Raw genomic sequence first — 18,218 nt, forward strand, 5'->3', positions numbered from 1 at the left:
GAGTTACGTACGTACGGCGATCCCGTCCAGCACCATCGACAGGTACTGCCGGGCGATCTCCTCCGGGCTGTGCTGTCCGCCGGGCCGGTACCAGGACGCGGCGACCCACACGGTGTCGCGCACGAACCGGTAGGTCAGCCGTACGTCGAGGTCGGCCCGGAACACCTCGGCCGCGACCCCGCGCTCCAGCGTGGACAGCCAGGCCTTCTCGAACCTGCGCTGCGAGTCGGCGAGGAACGCGAACCGCTCCTGCGCCACCAGTTGCCTGCTCTCCTTCTGGTAGATCGCGACGGCCGCGCGGTGCCGGTCGATCTCCCGGAACGACTCGGTGACCAGGGCCTCCAGCGTCTCGCGCGGGCCGAGTTCGGCGCCCAGGACGGCGTCGTAGCCGCCCCAGAGCTCGTCGAGGAAGGTCCGCAGGATCTCCTCCAGCATCGATTCCTTGGAGTCGAAGTGGTAGTAGAGGCTGCCCGCGAGCATGCCCGCGTGGTCCGCGATCTTGCGTACGGTCGTGGCGTTGTAGCCCTGTTCGGCGAAGACCTCGGCGGCGGTGTCGAGGAGTTCACGACGGCGCGCGGGCGCGGCGGCGCTCACCTGGGGCTTCTTCTTGGTCGGCTTGGTCGGCACGGAGTCATTGTCGTCCTATGCGTGCTGGCTGCTGACGGCGACGACCTCGCCTGTCATGTACGAGGAGTAGCCGGACGCCAGGAACACGATCACGTTGGCCACCTCCCAGGGTTCGGCGTACCGCCCGAAGGCCTCCCGCGCGGTCAGTTCCTCCAGCAGCTCGGCCGAGGTCACCTTCACCAGGTGCGGGTGCATGGCGAGGCTCGGGGAGACCGCGTTGACGCGTACGCCGTACTCGGCGGCCTCCACCGCCGCGCACCGGGTCAGGGCCATGACTCCCGCCTTCGCGGCGGCGTAGTGCGCCTGTCCGGCCTGGGCGCGCCAGCCGACGACGGAGGCGTTGTTGACGATCACGCCCGCGCGTGCGTCCCGCATCAGCCGCAGGGCGGCCCTGGTGCACCGGAAGGTGCCGTTCAACGTGACGTCCAGGACGCGGGTCCACTGCTCGTCGGTCATGTCGGCGAGGGAGGAAGTGCCCCCGAGGCCCGCGTTGTTGACGACGACGTCCAGCCGGCCGTGCTCCTCCACGGCCGCGTCGAACAACGCGCGCACCTGTGCCTCGTCGGTGACGTCACACGGTACGGCGGTCACCGCTCCCGGGAACTCCCGCCCCAGCTCGGCCTCGTACTCCTTCAGCCGCCTCGCGTGCGCGTCGCTGATCAGGACGCGCGCGCCCTCCTCCAGGAAGCGGCGCGCGGTCGCCCCGCCGATGCCCGCGCCGGCGGCGGCGGTGATGACGGCGGTGCGTCCCTTCAGCAGCCCGTGCCCCGGTTCGTACACCGGACTCTCGACGCCTGTCATAGCGCCACGCTAACCTACCAAACACTTGTTAGGGAAGGACGGGTGTCCATGGATCTGGGGTTCACGCAGGAGGAAGAGGCCTTCCGCGCCGAGGCCCGCGCGTGGCTGCGCGCGCATGTGCCCGCCTGTCCGCTGCCCTCCCTGGAGACCCGGGAGGGCTTCGCGGCCCATCGCGCGTGGGAGGCGGAGCTCGCGGCGGACCGCTGGTCGGTGGTCAACTGGCCCGTCCGGTACGGCGGCCGGGACTGCGGGCTGATCCGCTGGCTGGTCTTCGAGGAGGAGTACTACGCGGCCGGTGCGCCCGGACGGGTGGGCCAGAACGGCGTCAGCCTGCTCGCCCCGACCCTCTTCGACCACGGCACACCGGAACAACGCGCGCGCGTGCTGCCGCCGATGGCCACCGGTGAGGTGATCTGGGCGCAGGCCTGGTCGGAGCCGGAGGCGGGCTCGGACCTGGCGTCCCTGAAGTCCAGGGGCGTGCGCACGGACGGGGGCTGGCTGCTCAGCGGGCTGAAGACCTGGTCCTCCCGGGCCGCCTTCGCGGACCGTGCCTTCGGGCTCTTCCGCACCGACCCGGACACCCCGAGACCCCACCAGGGCCTGACCTACCTGATGTTCGACCTGCGGGCCCCCGGTGTCACCGTCCGCCCGATCCGCCGCCTCGACGGGAAGCCGGCCTTCGCCGAGCTCTTCCTGGACGAGGTGTTCGTGCCGGACGAGGACGTCATCGGCGAGCCCGGCCAGGGCTGGCGGATCGCGATGTCGGCGGCGGGCAACGAACGGGGGCTGATGCTGCGCTCACCGGGCCGTTTCCTGGCGGCCGCCGACCGGCTGTGCGCGCTGTGGCAGGCCCAGGGCAGCCCCCCTGCGGCCCGGACCCGCGTGGCGGACGCCCTGATCGGCGCCCGCGCCTACCAGCTCTTCACCTACGCGGCCGCCGCCCGCTGCCTGGCCGGGGACACACTCGGCCCCGAGTCCAGCCTGAACAAGGTCTTCTGGTCCGAGTACGACATCGCGCTCACGGAGACGGCCCTGGATCTCCTGGGGGAGGAAGGTGAGTTGGCCGACACGGACTGGTCCGAGCGGTACGTCTTCTCCCTCGCCGGCCCCATCTACGCGGGCACGAACGAGATCCAGCGCGACATCATCGCCGAACGCCTGCTGGGCCTCCCGAAGGGCCGCCGCTGATGGACTTCCTCCTCGACACCGAACAGCGCGACTTCGCCGTCTCCCTGCACGCGATGCTGACGGCCGCGGACACCCCGTCGGTCGTACGGGACTGGAGCCGGGGGGACCACGCGAGCGGGCGCGCGCTGTGGAGCCGTATCGCCGAGGCGGGGGTGTTCGCGCTCGCGGTACCGGAGGTGTACGAGGGGTTGGGACCGCGGCCCTTGGAACTCACCCTGGCGTTCGTGGAGTTGGGACGGCACGCGGTACCGGGCCCGCTGGTGGAGACGGTGACGGCGGCGGCACTGCTCACCTCACTGGACGACACGGGCCCGGCGAAGCGGCTGCTCCCGGCGCTGGCCGCGGGCGAGACGATGGCCACGGTCGCCCGCGCCCCGGGCTACGCCCTGGACGGCGAGGCGGCCGGCATCCGTCTCTCCCTGACGGCCGAGGGCCTGCGCCTGGCCCCCGGCCACGGCCCCGTGCGCCCCTCGCTGGACCCCGCCCGCCGCCTCACCCCGCTGGACCCCGGCGGCGAACTGCTCACCGCGCACCCTCCGACGGCGGCCGCCCTGACCACCGCCCGCCTCACCACCGCCGCCCAGGCTCTCGGCGTAGGCCTCGCCCTCCTCGACAGGACCGTGGCCTACGTCAAGCAGCGCACCCAGTTCGGCGCCCCCATAGGCTCCTTCCAGGCGGTCAAACACCAACTCGCCGACGTGAAGATCGCGTTGGAGTTCGCGCGCCCCCTGGTCTTCGGCGCCGCCCTGACGATGGCCGAGGAGGACGTCGCCGCCGCCAAGGTCACGGCGTGCGAGGCGGCGTACCGGACGGCCCGTACCGCGCTCCAGCTCCACGGCGCGATCGGGTACACGGCGGAGTACGACCTGTCCCTGTGGCTCACCAAGGCGCGCGCCCTGCGCACCGCCTGGGGCAGCCCCGACGAGTGCCGCGACACCGTCCTCAGTGGCGGTCGCCGCCGGTGAGCTCCCGGACTCCGTGAGGCCAACGGGGTGTGCGACCACCTGAATCCGGCCCCTCCGCTCCTCTCCCCCACCGGCGTTCGATATTTTGTTCGCCGCCGTCCCCACCGGCTCACGATCACCCCTGTCACTCCGAGGAGAGCCGGCCGTGGAACCCGAGTCCGCCGTCACCACCTGCTATCGCCATCCCAAGGTGGAGTCCCACGTCCGCTGCACCCGCTGCGAGCGGTACATCTGCCCCGACTGCATGCGGGAGGCGGCCGTCGGCCACCAGTGCCCGGAGTGCGTGCGGGAGGGGGCCCGGTCGGTACGGCAGGCCCGGACCGTGTTCGGCGGGCGGATCACGGCCGTTCCCCTGGTGACGTACATCCTGATCGGCCTCAACGTGCTCGCGTACGCCGGCGAGCTCGTGCGCCCGGCGATCGTGGACCGCTTCGAGATGCTGGGCGTCGGCCTGCGGGGCCCGGACGGCGGCCACTACGCGTGGCAGGACACCTACCCCTCCGGCTTCCACGCCGAGGGTGTCGCCGACGGCGAGTGGTACCGGCTGCTGACCGGCGCGTTCCTCCATCTGCCGCCCACCGAGGGCACGTTCGGGATCCTGCACATCGTGATGAACATGGTGTCGCTGTGGAACATCGGCCGGGTGGTGGAGGTCCAGCTCGGCCGCCTCAGGTACGCCGTCCTCTATCTGCTCTCGGCGCTCGGCGGCTCGGTCCTCGTCCTGCTGGTCGCGCCCACCCAGCCCACGCTCGGCGCGTCCGGCGCGATCTTCGGGCTCGGCGCGGCGTACTACGTGATGGCCCGCCGCCTCGGCGCCGACATGACCCAGGTGAACCGCTTCATGGGGGGCCTGCTGCTGTGGCTGGTGATGTCGGCGTGGCTCACGTCCTGGCAGGGCCACCTCGGCGGCCTGCTCGCCGGAGCCCTCGTCACCCTCGCCTACGCGTACGCCCCCCGGGACAACCGTCGCGCCCTGGTGCAGGCGGGAGTGTGCGCCGTACTGCTGGCGGTGCTCCTGGTGTGTACTTGGGCCAAGGTCACCGAACTGACGGGAGTTCAGTGAAACGGGTCCGCGCGCTGCTCCTCGCGGCCGTCCCCGTGCTCGTCACGGCGTCGGTCTACCTCCTCGCGCCCGAGGACGCCGGCGCGGAAGGCGCGGGGCCCGACCTCTCCGCCGCCTACCGGTCGCAGGCGGCCCAGGACGCCAAGGGCGCCGAGGGAGCCAAGGCCTGGGCCGAGCGGTCCGAGGGGGCCGGGAGCGCGGAGGTCCAAGAGGCCCTCGCCGGCCTGCCGGCCGGACTGGACGCCCCCGCCGAGAAGGAACTCGCGCAGCAGCTCGTGGCGAGCGCCGAGAACTCCACGCTCGACTGGCGCAGCGCCTACTCCTACATCGAGGACATCGATGACGGCCAGGGCTACACGGCCGGCATCATCGGCTTCTGCACAGGCACCAACGACCTGCTCACGCTCGTCAAGGGCTACACGAAGGCCCACCCGGACAACGGCCTCGCGACCTACCTCCCGGCCCTGCGCGCGGTCGACGGCACAGACTCCCACGAGGGCCTGGACCCCGGTTTCACGGCCGCGTGGAAGGCGGAAGCCGAGGTCCCGGCCTTCCGGAAGGCCCAGGACACGGCCCGCGACCGCGTCTACTTCGCCCCCGCGGTCCGGCTCGCCAAACTCGACGGTCTCGGCACGCTCGGCCAGTTCGTCTACTACGACGCCATGGTCTTCCACGGCCCCGGCACCAGCCCCACCGGCTTCTACGGCCTGCGCGCACGCGCCCTGGAGAAGTCCGACAGCCCGACCGAGGGCGGCTCGGAGAAGGCCTACCTGGACACCTTCCTCGACCTCCGCGAGGACGCCATGCGAACCCGCGACCCGGACATCGACACCACCCGCGTCGACACCGCGCAACGACGCTTCCTGGACGAGGGGAACCTGGACCTCAGGACACCGCTGGAGTGGCAGGTGTACGGGGAGACGTACAAGGTGCCGTAGGACGACATGCGACGGCGCCTGCCATCCGGTCCGGTCGGGGACGTGGAGGGCAGGCGCCGTCAGCGTTCCGTACGCCTTTGTACGGGACGTTTTCTGTGACCGTCAGACCATCAGCGAACGGTCCGTCGGCCGGATCGGCGCCGGCAGCTCGCTCGCACCGGTCAGGAAGCGGTCGCAGCCGCGGGCGGCCGAGCGGCCCTCGGCGATCGCCCACACGATGAGCGACTGACCACGGCCCGCGTCACCGGCGACGAAGACACCCGGCACGTTGGTCTGGAAGTCCTCGTCACGGGCGATGTTGCCGCGCTCGTCGAGCTCCAGGCCGAACTGCTCGACCAGGCCGTTCTCCCGGTCGGTGCCGGTGAAGCCCATCGCGAGGGTGACCAGCTGGGCGGGGATCTTGCGCTCCGTGCCCGGCTTCGGGGTCAGCTTGCCGTCGACGAACTCGACCTCGGTGAGGTGCAGCCACTGGACGTTGCCGTCCTCGTCGCCCTCGAAGTGGGTGGTGTTGACGGAGTAGACCCGCTCACCGCCCTCCTCGTGCGCGGAGGTGACCTTGTAGAGCATCGGGAAGGTCGGCCACGGCTGGTGCGGGGCACGGTCCTCGCCGGGCCTCGGCATGATCTCCAGCTGGGTCACCGAGGCCGCGCCCTGGCGGTGGGCGGTGCCCACGCAGTCGGCGCCGGTGTCGCCACCGCCGATGACGATGACGTGCTTGCCCTCGGCCGTGATGGGGGGCGCCACGTAGTCGCCCTCCTGCACCTTGTTGGCCAGCGGCAGGTACTCCATGGCCTGGTGGATGCCCTTGAGCTCGCGGCCGGGGACCGGCAGGTCACGGGCGGTCGTGGCACCGGCGGCGATGACGATCGCGTCGTACCGCTTCTTCAGGTCGGTCGCCCGGAGGTCGCGGCCGATCTCGATGCCGGTACGGAAGCGGGTGCCCTCCGCGCGCATCTGCTCGATACGGCGGTTGATGTGCCGCTTCTCCATCTTGAACTCGGGAATGCCGTACCGGAGGAGGCCTCCGACGCGGTCCGCGCGCTCGTAGACGGCGACGGTGTGACCGGCCCGGGTGAGCTGCTGCGCGGCGGCGAGACCGGCGGGGCCGGACCCGATGACCGCGACGGTCTTGCCGGACAGGCGCTCGGGGGCCTGCGGCGCGACATCGCCGCTGTCCCACGCCTTGTCGATGATCGAGACCTCGACGTTCTTGATGGTGACCGGCGGCTGGTTGATGCCGAGCACACACGCCGACTCGCAGGGAGCGGGGCACAGACGACCGGTGAACTCCGGGAAGTTGTTGGTCGCGTGCAGCCGCTCGGAGGCGGCGGACCAGTCCTCGCGGTAGGCGAAGTCGTTCCACTCGGGGATGAGGTTCCCGAGCGGACAGCCGTTGTGACAGAAGGGGATGCCGCAGTCCATGCAGCGGCTGGCCTGCTTGCTGATGATCGGCAGCAGGGAGCCGGGGACGTAGACCTCGTTCCAGTCCTTCAGCCGTACGTCGACGGGGCGGGACTTGGCGACCTCGCGCCCGTGGTTCAGGAAGCCCTTCGGGTCAGCCATTGATCGCCGCCTCCATCATCTTCTCGGTGATCTCGGACTCGGAGAGTCCCGCCTGCTCGGCGGCGTCCTTGGCGGCGAGCACTGCCTTGTACGTACTGGGGATGATCTTGCTGAAGCGCTCGACCGCGGTGTCCCACTCGGCCAGGAGCTTCTCGGCGACCGTGGATCCGGTCTCCTCCTGGTGGCGGCGCACCACGTCGTGCAGCCACTGCTTGTCGGCGTCGTCGAGCGCCTCCACGGCGTTCACGTTGCCGACATTGACGTTGTCCCGGTCGAGGTCGATCACGTAGGCGACACCGCCGGACATGCCGGCCGCGAAGTTGCGGCCCGTCTCACCGAGGACCACCGCGTGACCGCCGGTCATGTACTCGCAGCCGTGGTCGCCCACGCCCTCCGAGACGACCAGCGCGCCGGAGTTGCGGACACAGAACCGCTCACCGGTACGACCGCGCAGGAACAGTTCTCCGCCGGTCGCGCCGTAGGCGATGGTGTTGCCGGCGATCGTCGAGAACTCGGCGAGGTGGTCGGCGCTCCGGTCCGGGCGGACGATCACGCGGCCACCGGAGAGGCCCTTGCCGACGTAGTCGTTGGCGTCGCCCTCCAGGCGCAGCGTGACACCGCGCGGCAGGAAGGCACCGAAGGACTGGCCGGCCGAGCCGGTGAAGGTGATGTCGATGGTGTCGTCGGGCAGGCCCGCACCGCCGAACTTCTTCGTCACCTCGTGGCCGAGCATGGTGCCGACCGTGCGGTTGATGTTGCGGATGGCGACCTGGGCGCGCACCGGCTGGGCGTCGGTCGCCGAGTCGGCGGCCAGGGCGTCGGCGGCGAGCTTGATGAGCTCGTTGTCGAGCGCCTTCTGCAGACCGTGGTCCTGCTCGATGACCTGGTGCAGCGGGGTGCCCTCGGGCAGCTCGGGCACGTAGAAGAGCGGGGACAGGTCCAGGCCCTGCGCCTTCCAGTGGTTGACGGCCCGCTCGACGTCGAGCGTCTCGGCGTGGCCGACGGCCTCCTCGATGGAGCGGAAGCCCAGCTCGGCGAGGATCTCGCGGACCTCTTCGGCGATGAACTTGAAGAAGTTCACGACGTACTCGGCCTTGCCCGTGAACCGGTCGCGGAGCACCGGGTTCTGGGTGGCGATGCCGACCGGGCAGGTGTCCAGGTGGCAGACGCGCATCATGACGCAGCCGGAGACGACGAGCGGAGCGGTCGCGAAACCGAACTCCTCGGCGCCGAGCAGCGCGGCGATGACGACGTCACGGCCGGTCTTGAGCTGGCCGTCGGTCTGGACGACGATCCGGTCGCGCAGCCCGTTGAGCAGCAGGGTCTGCTGGGTCTCGGCGAGACCGAGCTCCCAGGGGCCGCCCGCGTGCTTGAGGGAGGTCAGCGGGGAGGCACCGGTGCCACCGTCGTGACCGGAGATCAGGACGACGTCCGCGTGGGCCTTGGACACACCCGCCGCGACCGTGCCGACGCCGACCTCGGAGACCAGCTTGACGTGAATCCGCGCCTGCGGGTTCGCGTTCTTCAGGTCGTGGATCAGCTGGGCCAGGTCCTCGATCGAGTAGATGTCGTGGTGCGGCGGCGGGGAGATCAGACCGACACCCGGGGTGGAGTGCCGGGTCTTGGCGACCCACGGGTACACCTTGTGGCCGGGCAGCTGGCCGCCCTCGCCGGGCTTGGCGCCCTGGGCCATCTTGATCTGGATGTCGTCCGCGTTGACCAGGTACTCGGAGGTCACACCGAAGCGGCCGGAGGCGACCTGCTTGATCGACGAACGCCGCGCCGGGTCGTACAGCCGGTCCGCGTCCTCGCCGCCTTCACCGGTGTTGGACTTGCCGCCCAGCTGGTTCATGGCGATGGCGAGGGTCTCGTGCGCCTCCTTGGAGATGGAGCCGTACGACATGGCGCCGGTGGAGAAGCGCTTGACGATCTCGGAGACCGGCTCGACCTCGTCCACGGAGATCGGCTGCCGGTCCGACTTGAAGCCGAACAGGCCGCGCAGCGTCATCAGCCGCTCGGACTGCTCGTTCACGCGGTCCGTGTACTTCTTGAAGATGTCGTAGCGGTTCGCGCGCGTCGAGTGCTGGAGGCGGAAGACCGTCTCCGGGTCGAACAGGTGCGGCTCGCCCTCGCGGCGCCACTGGTACTCGCCGCCTATCTCCAGGGCACGGTGGGCCGGCGCGATGCCGCTCGCCGGGTACGCCTTGGCGTGCCGGGCGGCGACCTCCTGGGCGATGACGTCGATGCCGACGCCGCCGATCTTGGAGGCCGTACCGCTGAAGTACTTCTGCACGAAGCCCTCTTCGAGACCGACGGCCTCGAAGACCTGGGCGCCGCGGTAGGAGGCGACGGTCGAGATGCCCATCTTCGACATGACCTTGAGGACGCCCTTGCCCAGGGCGTAGATCAGGTTGCGGATGGCCTGCTCGGCCTCGATGTCCGACAGGAAGGTGCCCGCGCGGACCAGGTCCTCGACGGACTCCATGGCGAGGTACGGGTTCACGGCCGCGGCGCCGAAGCCGATCAGCAGGGCGACGTGGTGGACCTCGCGGACGTCACCGGCCTCGACCAGCAGGCCCACCTGGGTGCGCTGCTTGGTGCGGATGAGGTGGTGGTGGACGGCCGCGGTGAGCAGCAGCGACGGGATCGGCGCGTGCTCGGCGTCGGAGTGCCGGTCGGAGAGGACGATCAGCCGGGCGCCGTTGGCGATGGCGGCGTCGGCCTCGGTGCAGATCTCCTCGATGCGCGCGGCGAGGGAGTCGCCGCCGCCGGAGACCCGGTACAGGCCGGAGAGCGTCGCGGCCTTGAAGCCGGGCATGTCGCCGTCGGCGTTGATGTGGATGAGCTTGGCCAGCTCGTCGTTGTCGATCACCGGGAAGGGCAGCACGACGGAGCGGCAGGAGGCGGCGCTCGGGTCGAGCAGGTTGCCCTGCGGGCCGAGGGCCGAGCGCAGCGAGGTGACGAGCTCCTCGCGGATCGCGTCCAGCGGCGGGTTGGTGACCTGTGCGAACAACTGGGTGAAGTAGTCGAAGAGCAGACGCGGACGCTCGCTCAGTGCGGCGATCGGCGAGTCGGTGCCCATCGAACCGATCGGCTCGGCAGCGGCCTTGGCCATCGGCGCGAGGAGGATGCGCAGCTCTTCCTCGGTGTAGCCGAAGGTCTGCTGGCGGCGGGTGACCGAGGCGTGGGTGTGCACGATGTGCTCGCGCTCGGGCAGGTCGCCGAGCTCGATCTCGCCGGCCTCCAGCCACTCCGCGTACGGCTGCTCGGTGGCCAGGCCGGCCTTGATCTCGTCGTCCTCGATGATGCGGTGCTCGACGGTGTCGACGAGGAACATCCGGCCGGGCTGCAGACGGCCCTTGCGGACCACCTTGGCGGGGTCGATGTCGAGGACGCCGACCTCGGAGCCGAGGACGACGAGGCCGTCGTCGGTGACCCAGTAGCGGCCGGGGCGGAGGCCGTTGCGGTCGAGGACCGCGCCGACCTGCTTGCCGTCGGTGAAGGTGACACAGGCCGGACCGTCCCAGGGCTCCATCAGGTTGGAGTGGAACTGGTAGAAGGCGCGGCGGGCCGGCTCCATGGAGTCGTGGTTCTCCCACGCCTCCGGGATCATCATCAGCACGGAGTGCGGCAGCGAACGGCCGCCCAGGTGCAGGAGTTCGAGGACCTCGTCGAAGGACGCCGAGTCGGAGGCGTCCGGCGTACAGATCGGGAAGACGCGCTCGAGGGCCTTGCTGTCGTTGCCGAACAGGTCGGAGACCAGCTGCGATTCGCGGGCCGCCATCCAGTTGCGGTTGCCCTTGACGGTGTTGATCTCACCGTTGTGCGCGACGAAGCGGTACGGGTGTGCGAGCGGCCACGAGGGGAAGGTGTTCGTGGAGAACCGGGAGTGCACGAGCGCGATCGCGGAGGCGAAGCGGCGGTCGGACAGGTCCGGGAAGAAGGGCTCCAGCTGACCGGTGGTCAGCATGCCCTTGTAGACGATGGTCCGCGCGGACAGCGAGGGGAAGTAGACGTCGACCTCACGCTCGGCGCGCTTGCGCAGCACGAAGGCCTTGCGGTCGAGGTCGATACCCGTGGAAGGCACTGCGGCGCCGTCGGTCACGAAGACCTGGCGGAAGGCGGGCATCGTCGAGCGGGCGGTGGCGCCGAGCAGCCCGGGGGCGACCGGGACCTCGCGCCAGCCGAGAACGGTGAGGCCCTCCTCGGCGGCGATCGTCTCGATCTTCGAGACGGCGTCCTCGATACCGTCCTCCGGCAGGAAGGCGGTACCCACGGCGTACCCGCCGGCCGTCGGCAGCTCGAAGCCGACGACCTCACGGAAGAAGGCGTCCGGAACCTGGGACAGGATGCCCGCGCCGTCACCCGAGTCGGGCTCGGCGCCGGTGGCACCTCGGTGCTCCAGGTTGCGCAGAACCGTGAGCGCCTGCTCGACCAGCGCGTGGCTCGCCTCGCCGGTGAGGGTGGCCACGAAGCCGACGCCACAGGCGTCGCGCTCGTTGCGGGGGTCGTACATACCCTGCGCAGCAGGGCGAGCATCCATGAAGGACCACTTCTGGCCATTCGTGGAGTGCTGGGACGGCTGGCGCGGCGTACGCATCGGCTCTCCCGTCGTCGTCAACTGGCATATGCAATTGCCGAGGGACGACGTTGGCCCTCTGCGTGTGTGCAAAATTTCGTGCAGGTTACATGATGGAGCGGATCTCGGGAACCGGATACTCCGTTCCAACATGCGGACGCCACGCGGTACGAGGGGGGTGTCGCACACGTGGCCTGAAGTATGTGGGGACCGATCCGGACTGATCGGTCAGATCATCGTCCGTCGGCCCGGGGGGCGGCGAAGGCGTCGTCGCCGACCCCGCGAGTGCGCCGCAAGCGTCATTGCCCACAGTGCTTACGGCTCATGCCCAGTGGTTAAGCACTCGAAACCAGCGGGTAACGACTACTTATGCGACCCGTCGCATAAGTAGCAGCCGATCTATCCTACGGCCGTTCCGAACAAACTGCCCAGGGCGTACGTCACACCGGCCGCCGCACCTCCCAGGGCGAGCTGCCGGAGCCCGCTGTACCACCAGGTCCGCGCGGTCACCCTGGCCACGACCGCACCGCACGCGAACAGCCCGAGAAGAGCGAGCAGCAGAGCGGGCCACAGCGTGGTCGCACCGAGCAGGAACGGCAGTACGGGGAGCAGGGCACCCAGGGCGAAGGACCCGAAGCTGGACACGGCGGCGACCAGCGGCGAGGGCAGGTCGCCCGGGTCGATCCCCAGTTCCTCGCGGGCGTGGATCTCCAGGGCCTGCTCGGGATCCTTCGACAGCTGCCGGGCGACCTCCCTGGCCAGCTCGGGCTCGACGCCCCGCCCCTCGTACAGGGCGGCGAGCTCGGCCTCCTCGTCCTGCGGGTGCTTGCGCAGTTCCCGGCGCTCCACGTCCAGCTCGGCCTCGACCAGCTCTCGCTGGGAGGCGACGGAGGTGTACTCACCGGCAGCCATGGAGAAGGCGCCGGCGGCGAGCCCGGCGAGTCCGGTGATCACGATGGTGTGCTGGCCGATGGCCCCACCCGCGACGCCGGACATCAGGGCGAGGTTGGAGACCAGCCCGTCCATGGCACCGAAGACGGCGGGCCTGAGCCAGCCGCCGTTCACATCCCGGTGCGTGTGATTGTCACGGTGCGCCTCGTGCAGGGGCGCTTCGATGTCGAGGATGGCCATTCCGGTCCCCCAGGGAAGCTAAGCCAAAGCTAACTTTGGACACGTTCTAATTCTTAACAACGAATACAGTACGTCGGGCCATTCCCCTCTGCCAGCAAGGAAAGGCTCCGCTAACCTGCGGGTTTACCGTCGGATGCGCAGACGATCATGGGGTCGCTCAGATGTCGACCGGGTGACGTTGAGGGCAGGGAGGCTGAGGTCAACCGCCGATGGTGGGACATATGCGGCAAAAGGTTCCGCGTCCCGCGCGAACCTCCTCTGCTCCCTGTTGTGGAGAGGCCGGCTATGACATCGATCGCCCGCGTTTCCTCGGTCCCGGCACCCCAGGACGCCGCCGAACTCCGTGAGCGGGCCCGCGGCGCCCTGCTGGGCCTGGCGGTCGGGGACGCCCTCGGAGCCCCCGCCGAGAACCTGAAGCCGTCGCAGATCCGTGCCCGCTGGGGCCGTATCGAGGGCTATGTCGTGGACGAGCCGGCCGGCACGGACGACACGGAGTACGCGATCTTCTCGGGTCTGCTCCTCGCCCGTCACGGCTCGGCCCTCACCCCCTCCCATGTGGAGACGGCCTGGCACACGTGGATCGCGGACCGCGACGAGGGCCCGTTCCGGGGCGCCGGCTTCAGCGAACGCGGCACGCTGGAGAACCTCCGCCGAGGTCTGGCGGCCCCCATCTCGGCCCAGCACCGCCACGCCTGGAGCGACGGCCTGGCCATGCGGGCGGCCCCCTTCGGCGTCTTCGCGGCGGGCCGCCCCGCGGAGGCGGCCCGCCTGGTGGCCGTCGACGGCTCGGTGAGCCACGACGGCGAGGGCATCTACGGCGGCCAGGCGGTCGCGGCGGGAGTGGCGGCGGCCATGGCGGGCGCCCCGACGATCGCCGTCGTCGCCTCCGCGCTGGCGGTGATCCCGGACGACAGCTGGACGGCCCGCTCCCTGCGCCGCGCCGTGGCGGTGGCCCACCGGGGCGAAAGAGCGGTCCGCTCCGCGGTGGTGATCGGCGGCTATCCGTGGACCGACCTGGCCCCGGAGGCGGTGGCCCTCGCCTTCGGCGCGTACGCGGCGGCGGACGGCGACTTCCGTGAGGCGGTCCTGACGGCGGTGAACATGGGGAGAGACGCGGACACGACGGCGGCGGTGGCCGGGGCCCTGGCCGGCGCGACGCGGGGAGCGTCGGCGATCCCGGCCGAGTGGGCATCGGCGATCGGCCCGGCGAGAGGCAGCTGCCTGCCCTCCATGGCGGGCCATCACGTGCTGGACGTGGCGGAGTTGCTGGTGACGGGGGAGGACGGAAAGTGGGCCACGACCGGCCTCACCCGGGAATGGCCCCCACCCGATCTGGACGCCTTCACACTGGCGGCGGGCGATGAGTCGGGGACGGACAGGTGAGGCCGCCGGGTCCCTGGGCGGAGCCCCCGGCCCCCACTCCCACGGCGAGCGACTCGGCCCCGACAGCCCCACCGAACGCCGAGGACGCCACAACCCGACCGACCACGTCCGCGACGACGGCTCTACGGACCACGTCCGCGAGCACGGCCGCACCGCCCACGTCCGAGCCCACCGCCCTACTGACCACCCTCGGCCCCGCCGAACCCGCGCTCACGGCAACGGTCGCCCAACCCGCGCCCGCCGACGGCGAGTTCGCCCCACTGGGGCCACCCGCACCCGACGACGAAAGCTGCACAGGCGGTGCGGGTGGGAACACAAAGGCCGAAGGCGAAGCCGAGGCCGGGGCGGGACAAAGAGTGCACGGCCTCCTCCTCGGCCTCGCCGCGGGTGACGCCGCCGGCTGGCCCGCCGCCCGCCACAGAGCCGCCCGCATGCCCGAATGGACCCGCCGCCTCACCCGCGAACTGGACACCTTCGCCGAACAGAACGCCACCACCACCCTCCCCGTCCCCATCGCCCTCAACCAACCCCCCGAGCCCCTCCGCCTCGGCCCCTCCGACGACGCCGAATGGGCGGCCTTCACCGCGGAAGCCCTGCTGCGCGCAGGCGACGACACTGCCCTGGGCGACCTGACCCGGGAACGCCGTACCAGAGCCGCCATCGACCTCACCTGGAACGCCCTGGCCGGCGAGGTGGCCGCGGCGGCGGACCGCGCCCCTGAGATCGAGTCCGCCGACATCCCCCTCCGCGCCCGCATCTCCGTCAGAGCGGGACTCGGCAACCTCGCCACCGGCCTGCGCCCACCCGCCACCGGCCACGACAACCCGCACTACTTCGACGACGCGGCCTGCATCAGGGCCTGCGTCCTCGCGGTCGCCCACCCCGGCGCCCCCCGGCCCGCCGCGGACCTCGCCGAGTTCGACGCCCGCTACACCCAGGACGGGGACGGCGTGCACGGAGCGAGGGCGATGGCCGCGGCCGTCTCCCTCGCCCTGATCGGCGCTCCCGTCGAAGCCTGCGTGACAGCGGCGCTCACCGAGCTGCCCGCGGAGACGGAGATCGGCCGCAACGCCCGCCACGCCCTGCGTCTCGCCGAGGCCGCCGGAAACGCCTTCGCGCTGATCCCCGTCCTGGAACACGAGATCGTCGACCACGTCTACAGCTACGGCGTCGCGGCCGCCGAAACGGTCCCCGTGGCCCTCGCTCTGGCCACCGCCGCCCAGGGCCGTATCGCGGAGGCGGTCCCCGCCGCGGCCTGTCTGTCCCGCGTCGCCGACTCGGCCCCCGCCCTGACCGGCGCGCTGACCGGCGCACTGGGCGGCGCCGCCGCGATCCCCGCCTCCTGGCGCGACACCTGCCGGACACTCTCCGGCTGCGCCCTCCCCCGCCTCACCGGCACGGACCTCGTGGAACTCGCCGAACTCCTGGTAGCCGCACAACCACCCCTCCCGGGAGGATGATTCCGGCATGACGCCCAAAAACTCTGAAATCAGCCTTGAGGACCGCATCACCGGGGCCCTCGTGGGCGCGGCGGTGGGCGACGCCCTCGGCGGTCCCGTCGAGGGCTACTCCCCCGACCAGATCCTCGAACGCCACGCCGGCCGCGTCCACGGCATCGTCGGCCCCTGGAACGGCGACGACTGGCGCACCGCCCGCCCCATCGCCCCGTACCACAAGGGCGACGGACACGTCACCGACGACACCTTGATGACCCACGCGCTGATCCGTGTCTACGACCGGGTCAGGGACCACCTCGACGCCTACGCGATCGCCGACCACCTGGTCCCCGACCTGATGACGAACCCGCGCTGGATCCCGGAACTGGAGGCCGAGGCCCTCCCCCTGCACCGCATCTTCCTGGCGGAGAAGTGGCTGGTCACCCGCCTCCACTACGGCCACATCGACCCCCGCGAAGCAGGCGTGGGCAACATCGTCAACTGTGGCGCGGCGATGTACATGGCCCCGGTCGGCCTGGTCAACGCGGCCAACCCGCGGGCCGCGTACACCGAGGCCCTGGACATCGCGGGCGCCCACCAGTCGTCGTACGGCCGGGAGGCGGCGGGCGTCTTCGCGGCGGCGGTGGCGGCGGCGGCCGCACCGGGAGCGACTCCGGAGTCGGTGGTGACGACCTGCCTGTCCCTGGCGAAGGACGGCACCCGTGCGGCGATCGAGCAGGTCTGCGAAGTGGCCGTCCGTCACACGGATTTCGAATCGGCCCTACGACCCCTGCGGGACGCCGTGGCTCCCTACGACACGGTCGGCCCCGACTACCGCGCCCCCTCGCTCGGTGCCCGTCGCCCCTCCCGCCTCCACGCGATCGAGGAACTCCCCGTCGCCCTGGGCATGTTGCTCGTGTCCGCGGGCGACTACCGGCAAGCCGTGCTCGGGGCGGTGAACTACGGCAGGGACTGCGACTCGATCGCCACGATGGCCGGTGCCCTGTCCGGCGCCCTGGGCTTCCCGGTCCCGGACGACTGGTCGAAGACGGTCTCGGAGGCGAGCCGCCTGGACCTGTGGGAACCGGCGGCGACACTGACCGCCGTGACCCGGGAGATCTTCGAGCGGGACATCACCCACCGCAGGACCCACGAGGCGGCGTTCGCCGAGCTCGGAGGCCCGAGATGCTCCGACTGACCTGGGTCCAGCCGGAGGACCTCATCGGCCACGAACTCCGCCAGGCGGCCCAGGACGGCAGGGAGCCGTCGGCGATCGCGGCGAGATGGCGAGCGGCGGGTGGCAAGGAGGCGCCGGTTCGCGCGGGCGCCTCGACGGAGCCCGCGTCCAGGTATCTGCGGCAGCTCGCGGACGACCTGCTGGACGAACTGGCGGACCTCCCGAGCGCGTTGGAGGACGACGAGCCCACCGACCTGGCGAGGATCAAGGCCCGCTGCCGGACGTGGCCCGCGCACGCCTCCACGGCACCTCTCACCCGGGCCGGCCTGGAAGCGGCCTGGCTGGGCCGGGCCGTGGGCTGTCTCCTGGGCAAACCCGTGGAGAAGCTTCCCCTCGAAGCCATCCGCGGGCTCGCCGCGGCCACCGGAAACTGGCCCCTGAACACCTACTTCACCGCAAAGGGCGTCCCCGCCGAACTCCTCGCCGCCCACCCCTGGAACCGGCGCTCCGCCACCACCTCGCTCGCCGAGAACATCGACGGCATGCCCGAGGACGACGACCTCAACTACCCCTTGCTGAACCTCCTGTTGCTGCAACGCCATGGCAGGCACTTCACCACCACGGACGTGGCGGGACTCTGGCTCGACGAGCTCCCCGCCGGCCGCACCTTCACCGCCGAACGCATCGCCTACCGCAACCTCCTCCAGGGCCTGGAGCCCCCGAGGACCGCCCGCCACCGCAACCCCTTCCGCGAATGGATCGGTGCCCTGATCCGCGCGGACGTCCACGGCTGGACCAACCCCGGCGACCCGGCGGCCGCGGCCGAACAGGCCCACCGGGACGCCACCCTCACCCACACGGCGAACGGCGTCTACGCGGCGATGTTCACGGCCGCCGTGATCGCCCAGGCGGCGGCGACCCCCGACATCCACACCTGCCTGCGCACCGGCCTCACCGTGATCCCCCCGAACTCCCGCCTCGCCAGGGCCATCACCCACGCCATCCAACTGGCCGGCCGGCACGACGACTTCGACAAGGTCGTGGACGAACTCCACGCCACCCACGCGGCGACCCACCACTGGGTCCACGCCATCCCCAACACCGCGCTGATCGCCGCCGCCCTCACCCACGCGGACGGTGACTTCACCGCATCCGTCTGCAAAGCGGTGAGCGGTGGTTGGGACACCGACTCCAACGGCGCCACGGCGGGCAGCATCGCGGCCCTCCTGACCGGCGCCCCGGAAAACCTCCCCGACCGCTGGACCACCCCCCTCAAGAACCGCCTGGCCACCTCCGTCGCCGACTTCAACGGCAGCGGCTTCGACACCCTGGCCCACCTCACCCACCGGGAGGCTGCCCGCCCATGA

General features: G+C 71.1%; 13 protein-coding genes. 8 read left to right on the forward strand and 5 right to left on the reverse strand.

Going from position 1 to position 18,218, the window contains the following annotated elements:
- Positions 1-3: 3 nt before the first annotated feature.
- Together ACGFWE_RS09535 and ACGFWE_RS09540 are read right to left on the reverse strand one after the other, a co-directional pair.
- On the reverse strand, positions 4-627 hold the full coding sequence (locus ACGFWE_RS09535; RefSeq protein ID WP_352382771.1) for a TetR/AcrR family transcriptional regulator: 624 nt from the start codon (positions 625-627) through the stop codon (positions 4-6).
- Between the two features lie 15 nt (positions 628-642).
- Positions 643-1,428, reverse strand: a complete 786-nt coding sequence (locus ACGFWE_RS09540; protein ID WP_352382773.1) for an SDR family oxidoreductase — start codon at positions 1,426-1,428, stop codon at positions 643-645.
- A gap of 48 nt (positions 1,429-1,476) precedes the next feature.
- Between ACGFWE_RS09540 and ACGFWE_RS09545 the strand changes: the two genes are divergently transcribed.
- The 4 genes from ACGFWE_RS09545 to ACGFWE_RS09560 all read left to right on the forward strand — a co-directional run bounded on the left by ACGFWE_RS09545 (position 1,477) and on the right by ACGFWE_RS09560 (position 5,582).
- The gene (locus tag ACGFWE_RS09545) at positions 1,477-2,616 is read left to right on the forward strand and encodes an acyl-CoA dehydrogenase family protein (protein ID WP_393599112.1); all 1,140 of its coding nucleotides are present in this window, start codon (positions 1,477-1,479) and stop codon (positions 2,614-2,616) included.
- Positions 2,616-3,581 (forward strand): acyl-CoA dehydrogenase family protein, encoded by a 966-nt coding sequence (locus ACGFWE_RS09550; protein ID WP_393599114.1) that lies wholly within the window; start codon positions 2,616-2,618, stop codon positions 3,579-3,581. The genes ACGFWE_RS09545 and ACGFWE_RS09550 overlap by 1 nt, the downstream gene beginning before the upstream one ends.
- A gap of 145 nt (positions 3,582-3,726) precedes the next feature.
- Positions 3,727-4,644, forward strand: a complete 918-nt coding sequence (locus tag ACGFWE_RS09555) for a rhomboid family intramembrane serine protease (protein ID WP_393599116.1) — start codon at positions 3,727-3,729, stop codon at positions 4,642-4,644.
- Positions 4,641-5,582, forward strand: a complete 942-nt coding sequence (locus ACGFWE_RS09560; RefSeq protein ID WP_393599118.1) for a chitosanase — start codon at positions 4,641-4,643, stop codon at positions 5,580-5,582. Before ACGFWE_RS09555 ends, ACGFWE_RS09560 begins: the two co-directional genes overlap by 4 nt.
- Before the next feature lie 102 nt (positions 5,583-5,684).
- Here ACGFWE_RS09560 and ACGFWE_RS09565 read toward each other — a convergent pair whose 3' ends face one another.
- The 3 genes from ACGFWE_RS09565 to ACGFWE_RS09575 form a co-directional block, all read right to left on the reverse strand.
- Complete coding sequence (locus ACGFWE_RS09565) at positions 5,685-7,145, reverse strand: glutamate synthase subunit beta (protein WP_352382783.1); 1,461 nt, start codon at positions 7,143-7,145, stop codon at positions 5,685-5,687.
- Complete coding sequence (gltB, locus tag ACGFWE_RS09570) at positions 7,138-11,745, reverse strand: glutamate synthase large subunit (RefSeq protein WP_393599119.1); 4,608 nt, start codon at positions 11,743-11,745, stop codon at positions 7,138-7,140. Before gltB ends, ACGFWE_RS09565 begins: the two co-directional genes overlap by 8 nt.
- Positions 11,746-12,123: 378 nt before the next feature.
- Complete coding sequence (locus tag ACGFWE_RS09575; RefSeq protein ID WP_393599121.1) at positions 12,124-12,855, reverse strand: VIT1/CCC1 transporter family protein; 732 nt, start codon at positions 12,853-12,855, stop codon at positions 12,124-12,126.
- 285 nt (positions 12,856-13,140) lie between these two features.
- Here ACGFWE_RS09575 and ACGFWE_RS09580 point away from each other — a divergent pair, with 285 nt between their 5' ends.
- From ACGFWE_RS09580 to ACGFWE_RS09595, 4 genes are read left to right on the forward strand one after another with little or no spacing between them, the layout of a single operon-like run.
- A complete protein-coding gene (locus ACGFWE_RS09580; RefSeq protein WP_352382788.1) occupies positions 13,141-14,238 on the forward strand; it encodes an ADP-ribosylglycohydrolase family protein in 1,098 nt (365 codons plus the stop codon).
- Positions 14,235-15,698: an ADP-ribosylglycohydrolase family protein gene (locus ACGFWE_RS09585; protein ID WP_393599123.1), complete on the forward strand. Its 1,464-nt coding sequence runs from the start codon at positions 14,235-14,237 to the stop codon at positions 15,696-15,698. Before ACGFWE_RS09580 ends, ACGFWE_RS09585 begins: the two co-directional genes overlap by 4 nt.
- A gap of 7 nt (positions 15,699-15,705) precedes the next feature.
- On the forward strand, positions 15,706-16,872 hold the full coding sequence (locus tag ACGFWE_RS09590; RefSeq protein ID WP_393599125.1) for an ADP-ribosylglycohydrolase family protein: 1,167 nt from the start codon (positions 15,706-15,708) through the stop codon (positions 16,870-16,872).
- The gene (locus tag ACGFWE_RS09595) at positions 16,860-18,218 is read left to right on the forward strand and encodes an ADP-ribosylglycohydrolase family protein (RefSeq protein ID WP_352382794.1); all 1,359 of its coding nucleotides are present in this window, start codon (positions 16,860-16,862) and stop codon (positions 18,216-18,218) included. Before ACGFWE_RS09590 ends, ACGFWE_RS09595 begins: the two co-directional genes overlap by 13 nt.

Origin of the sequence: Streptomyces sp. NPDC048523 (assembly GCF_043199815.1) — a bacterium.
Lineage (GTDB): Bacteria > Actinomycetota > Actinomycetes > Streptomycetales > Streptomycetaceae > Streptomyces.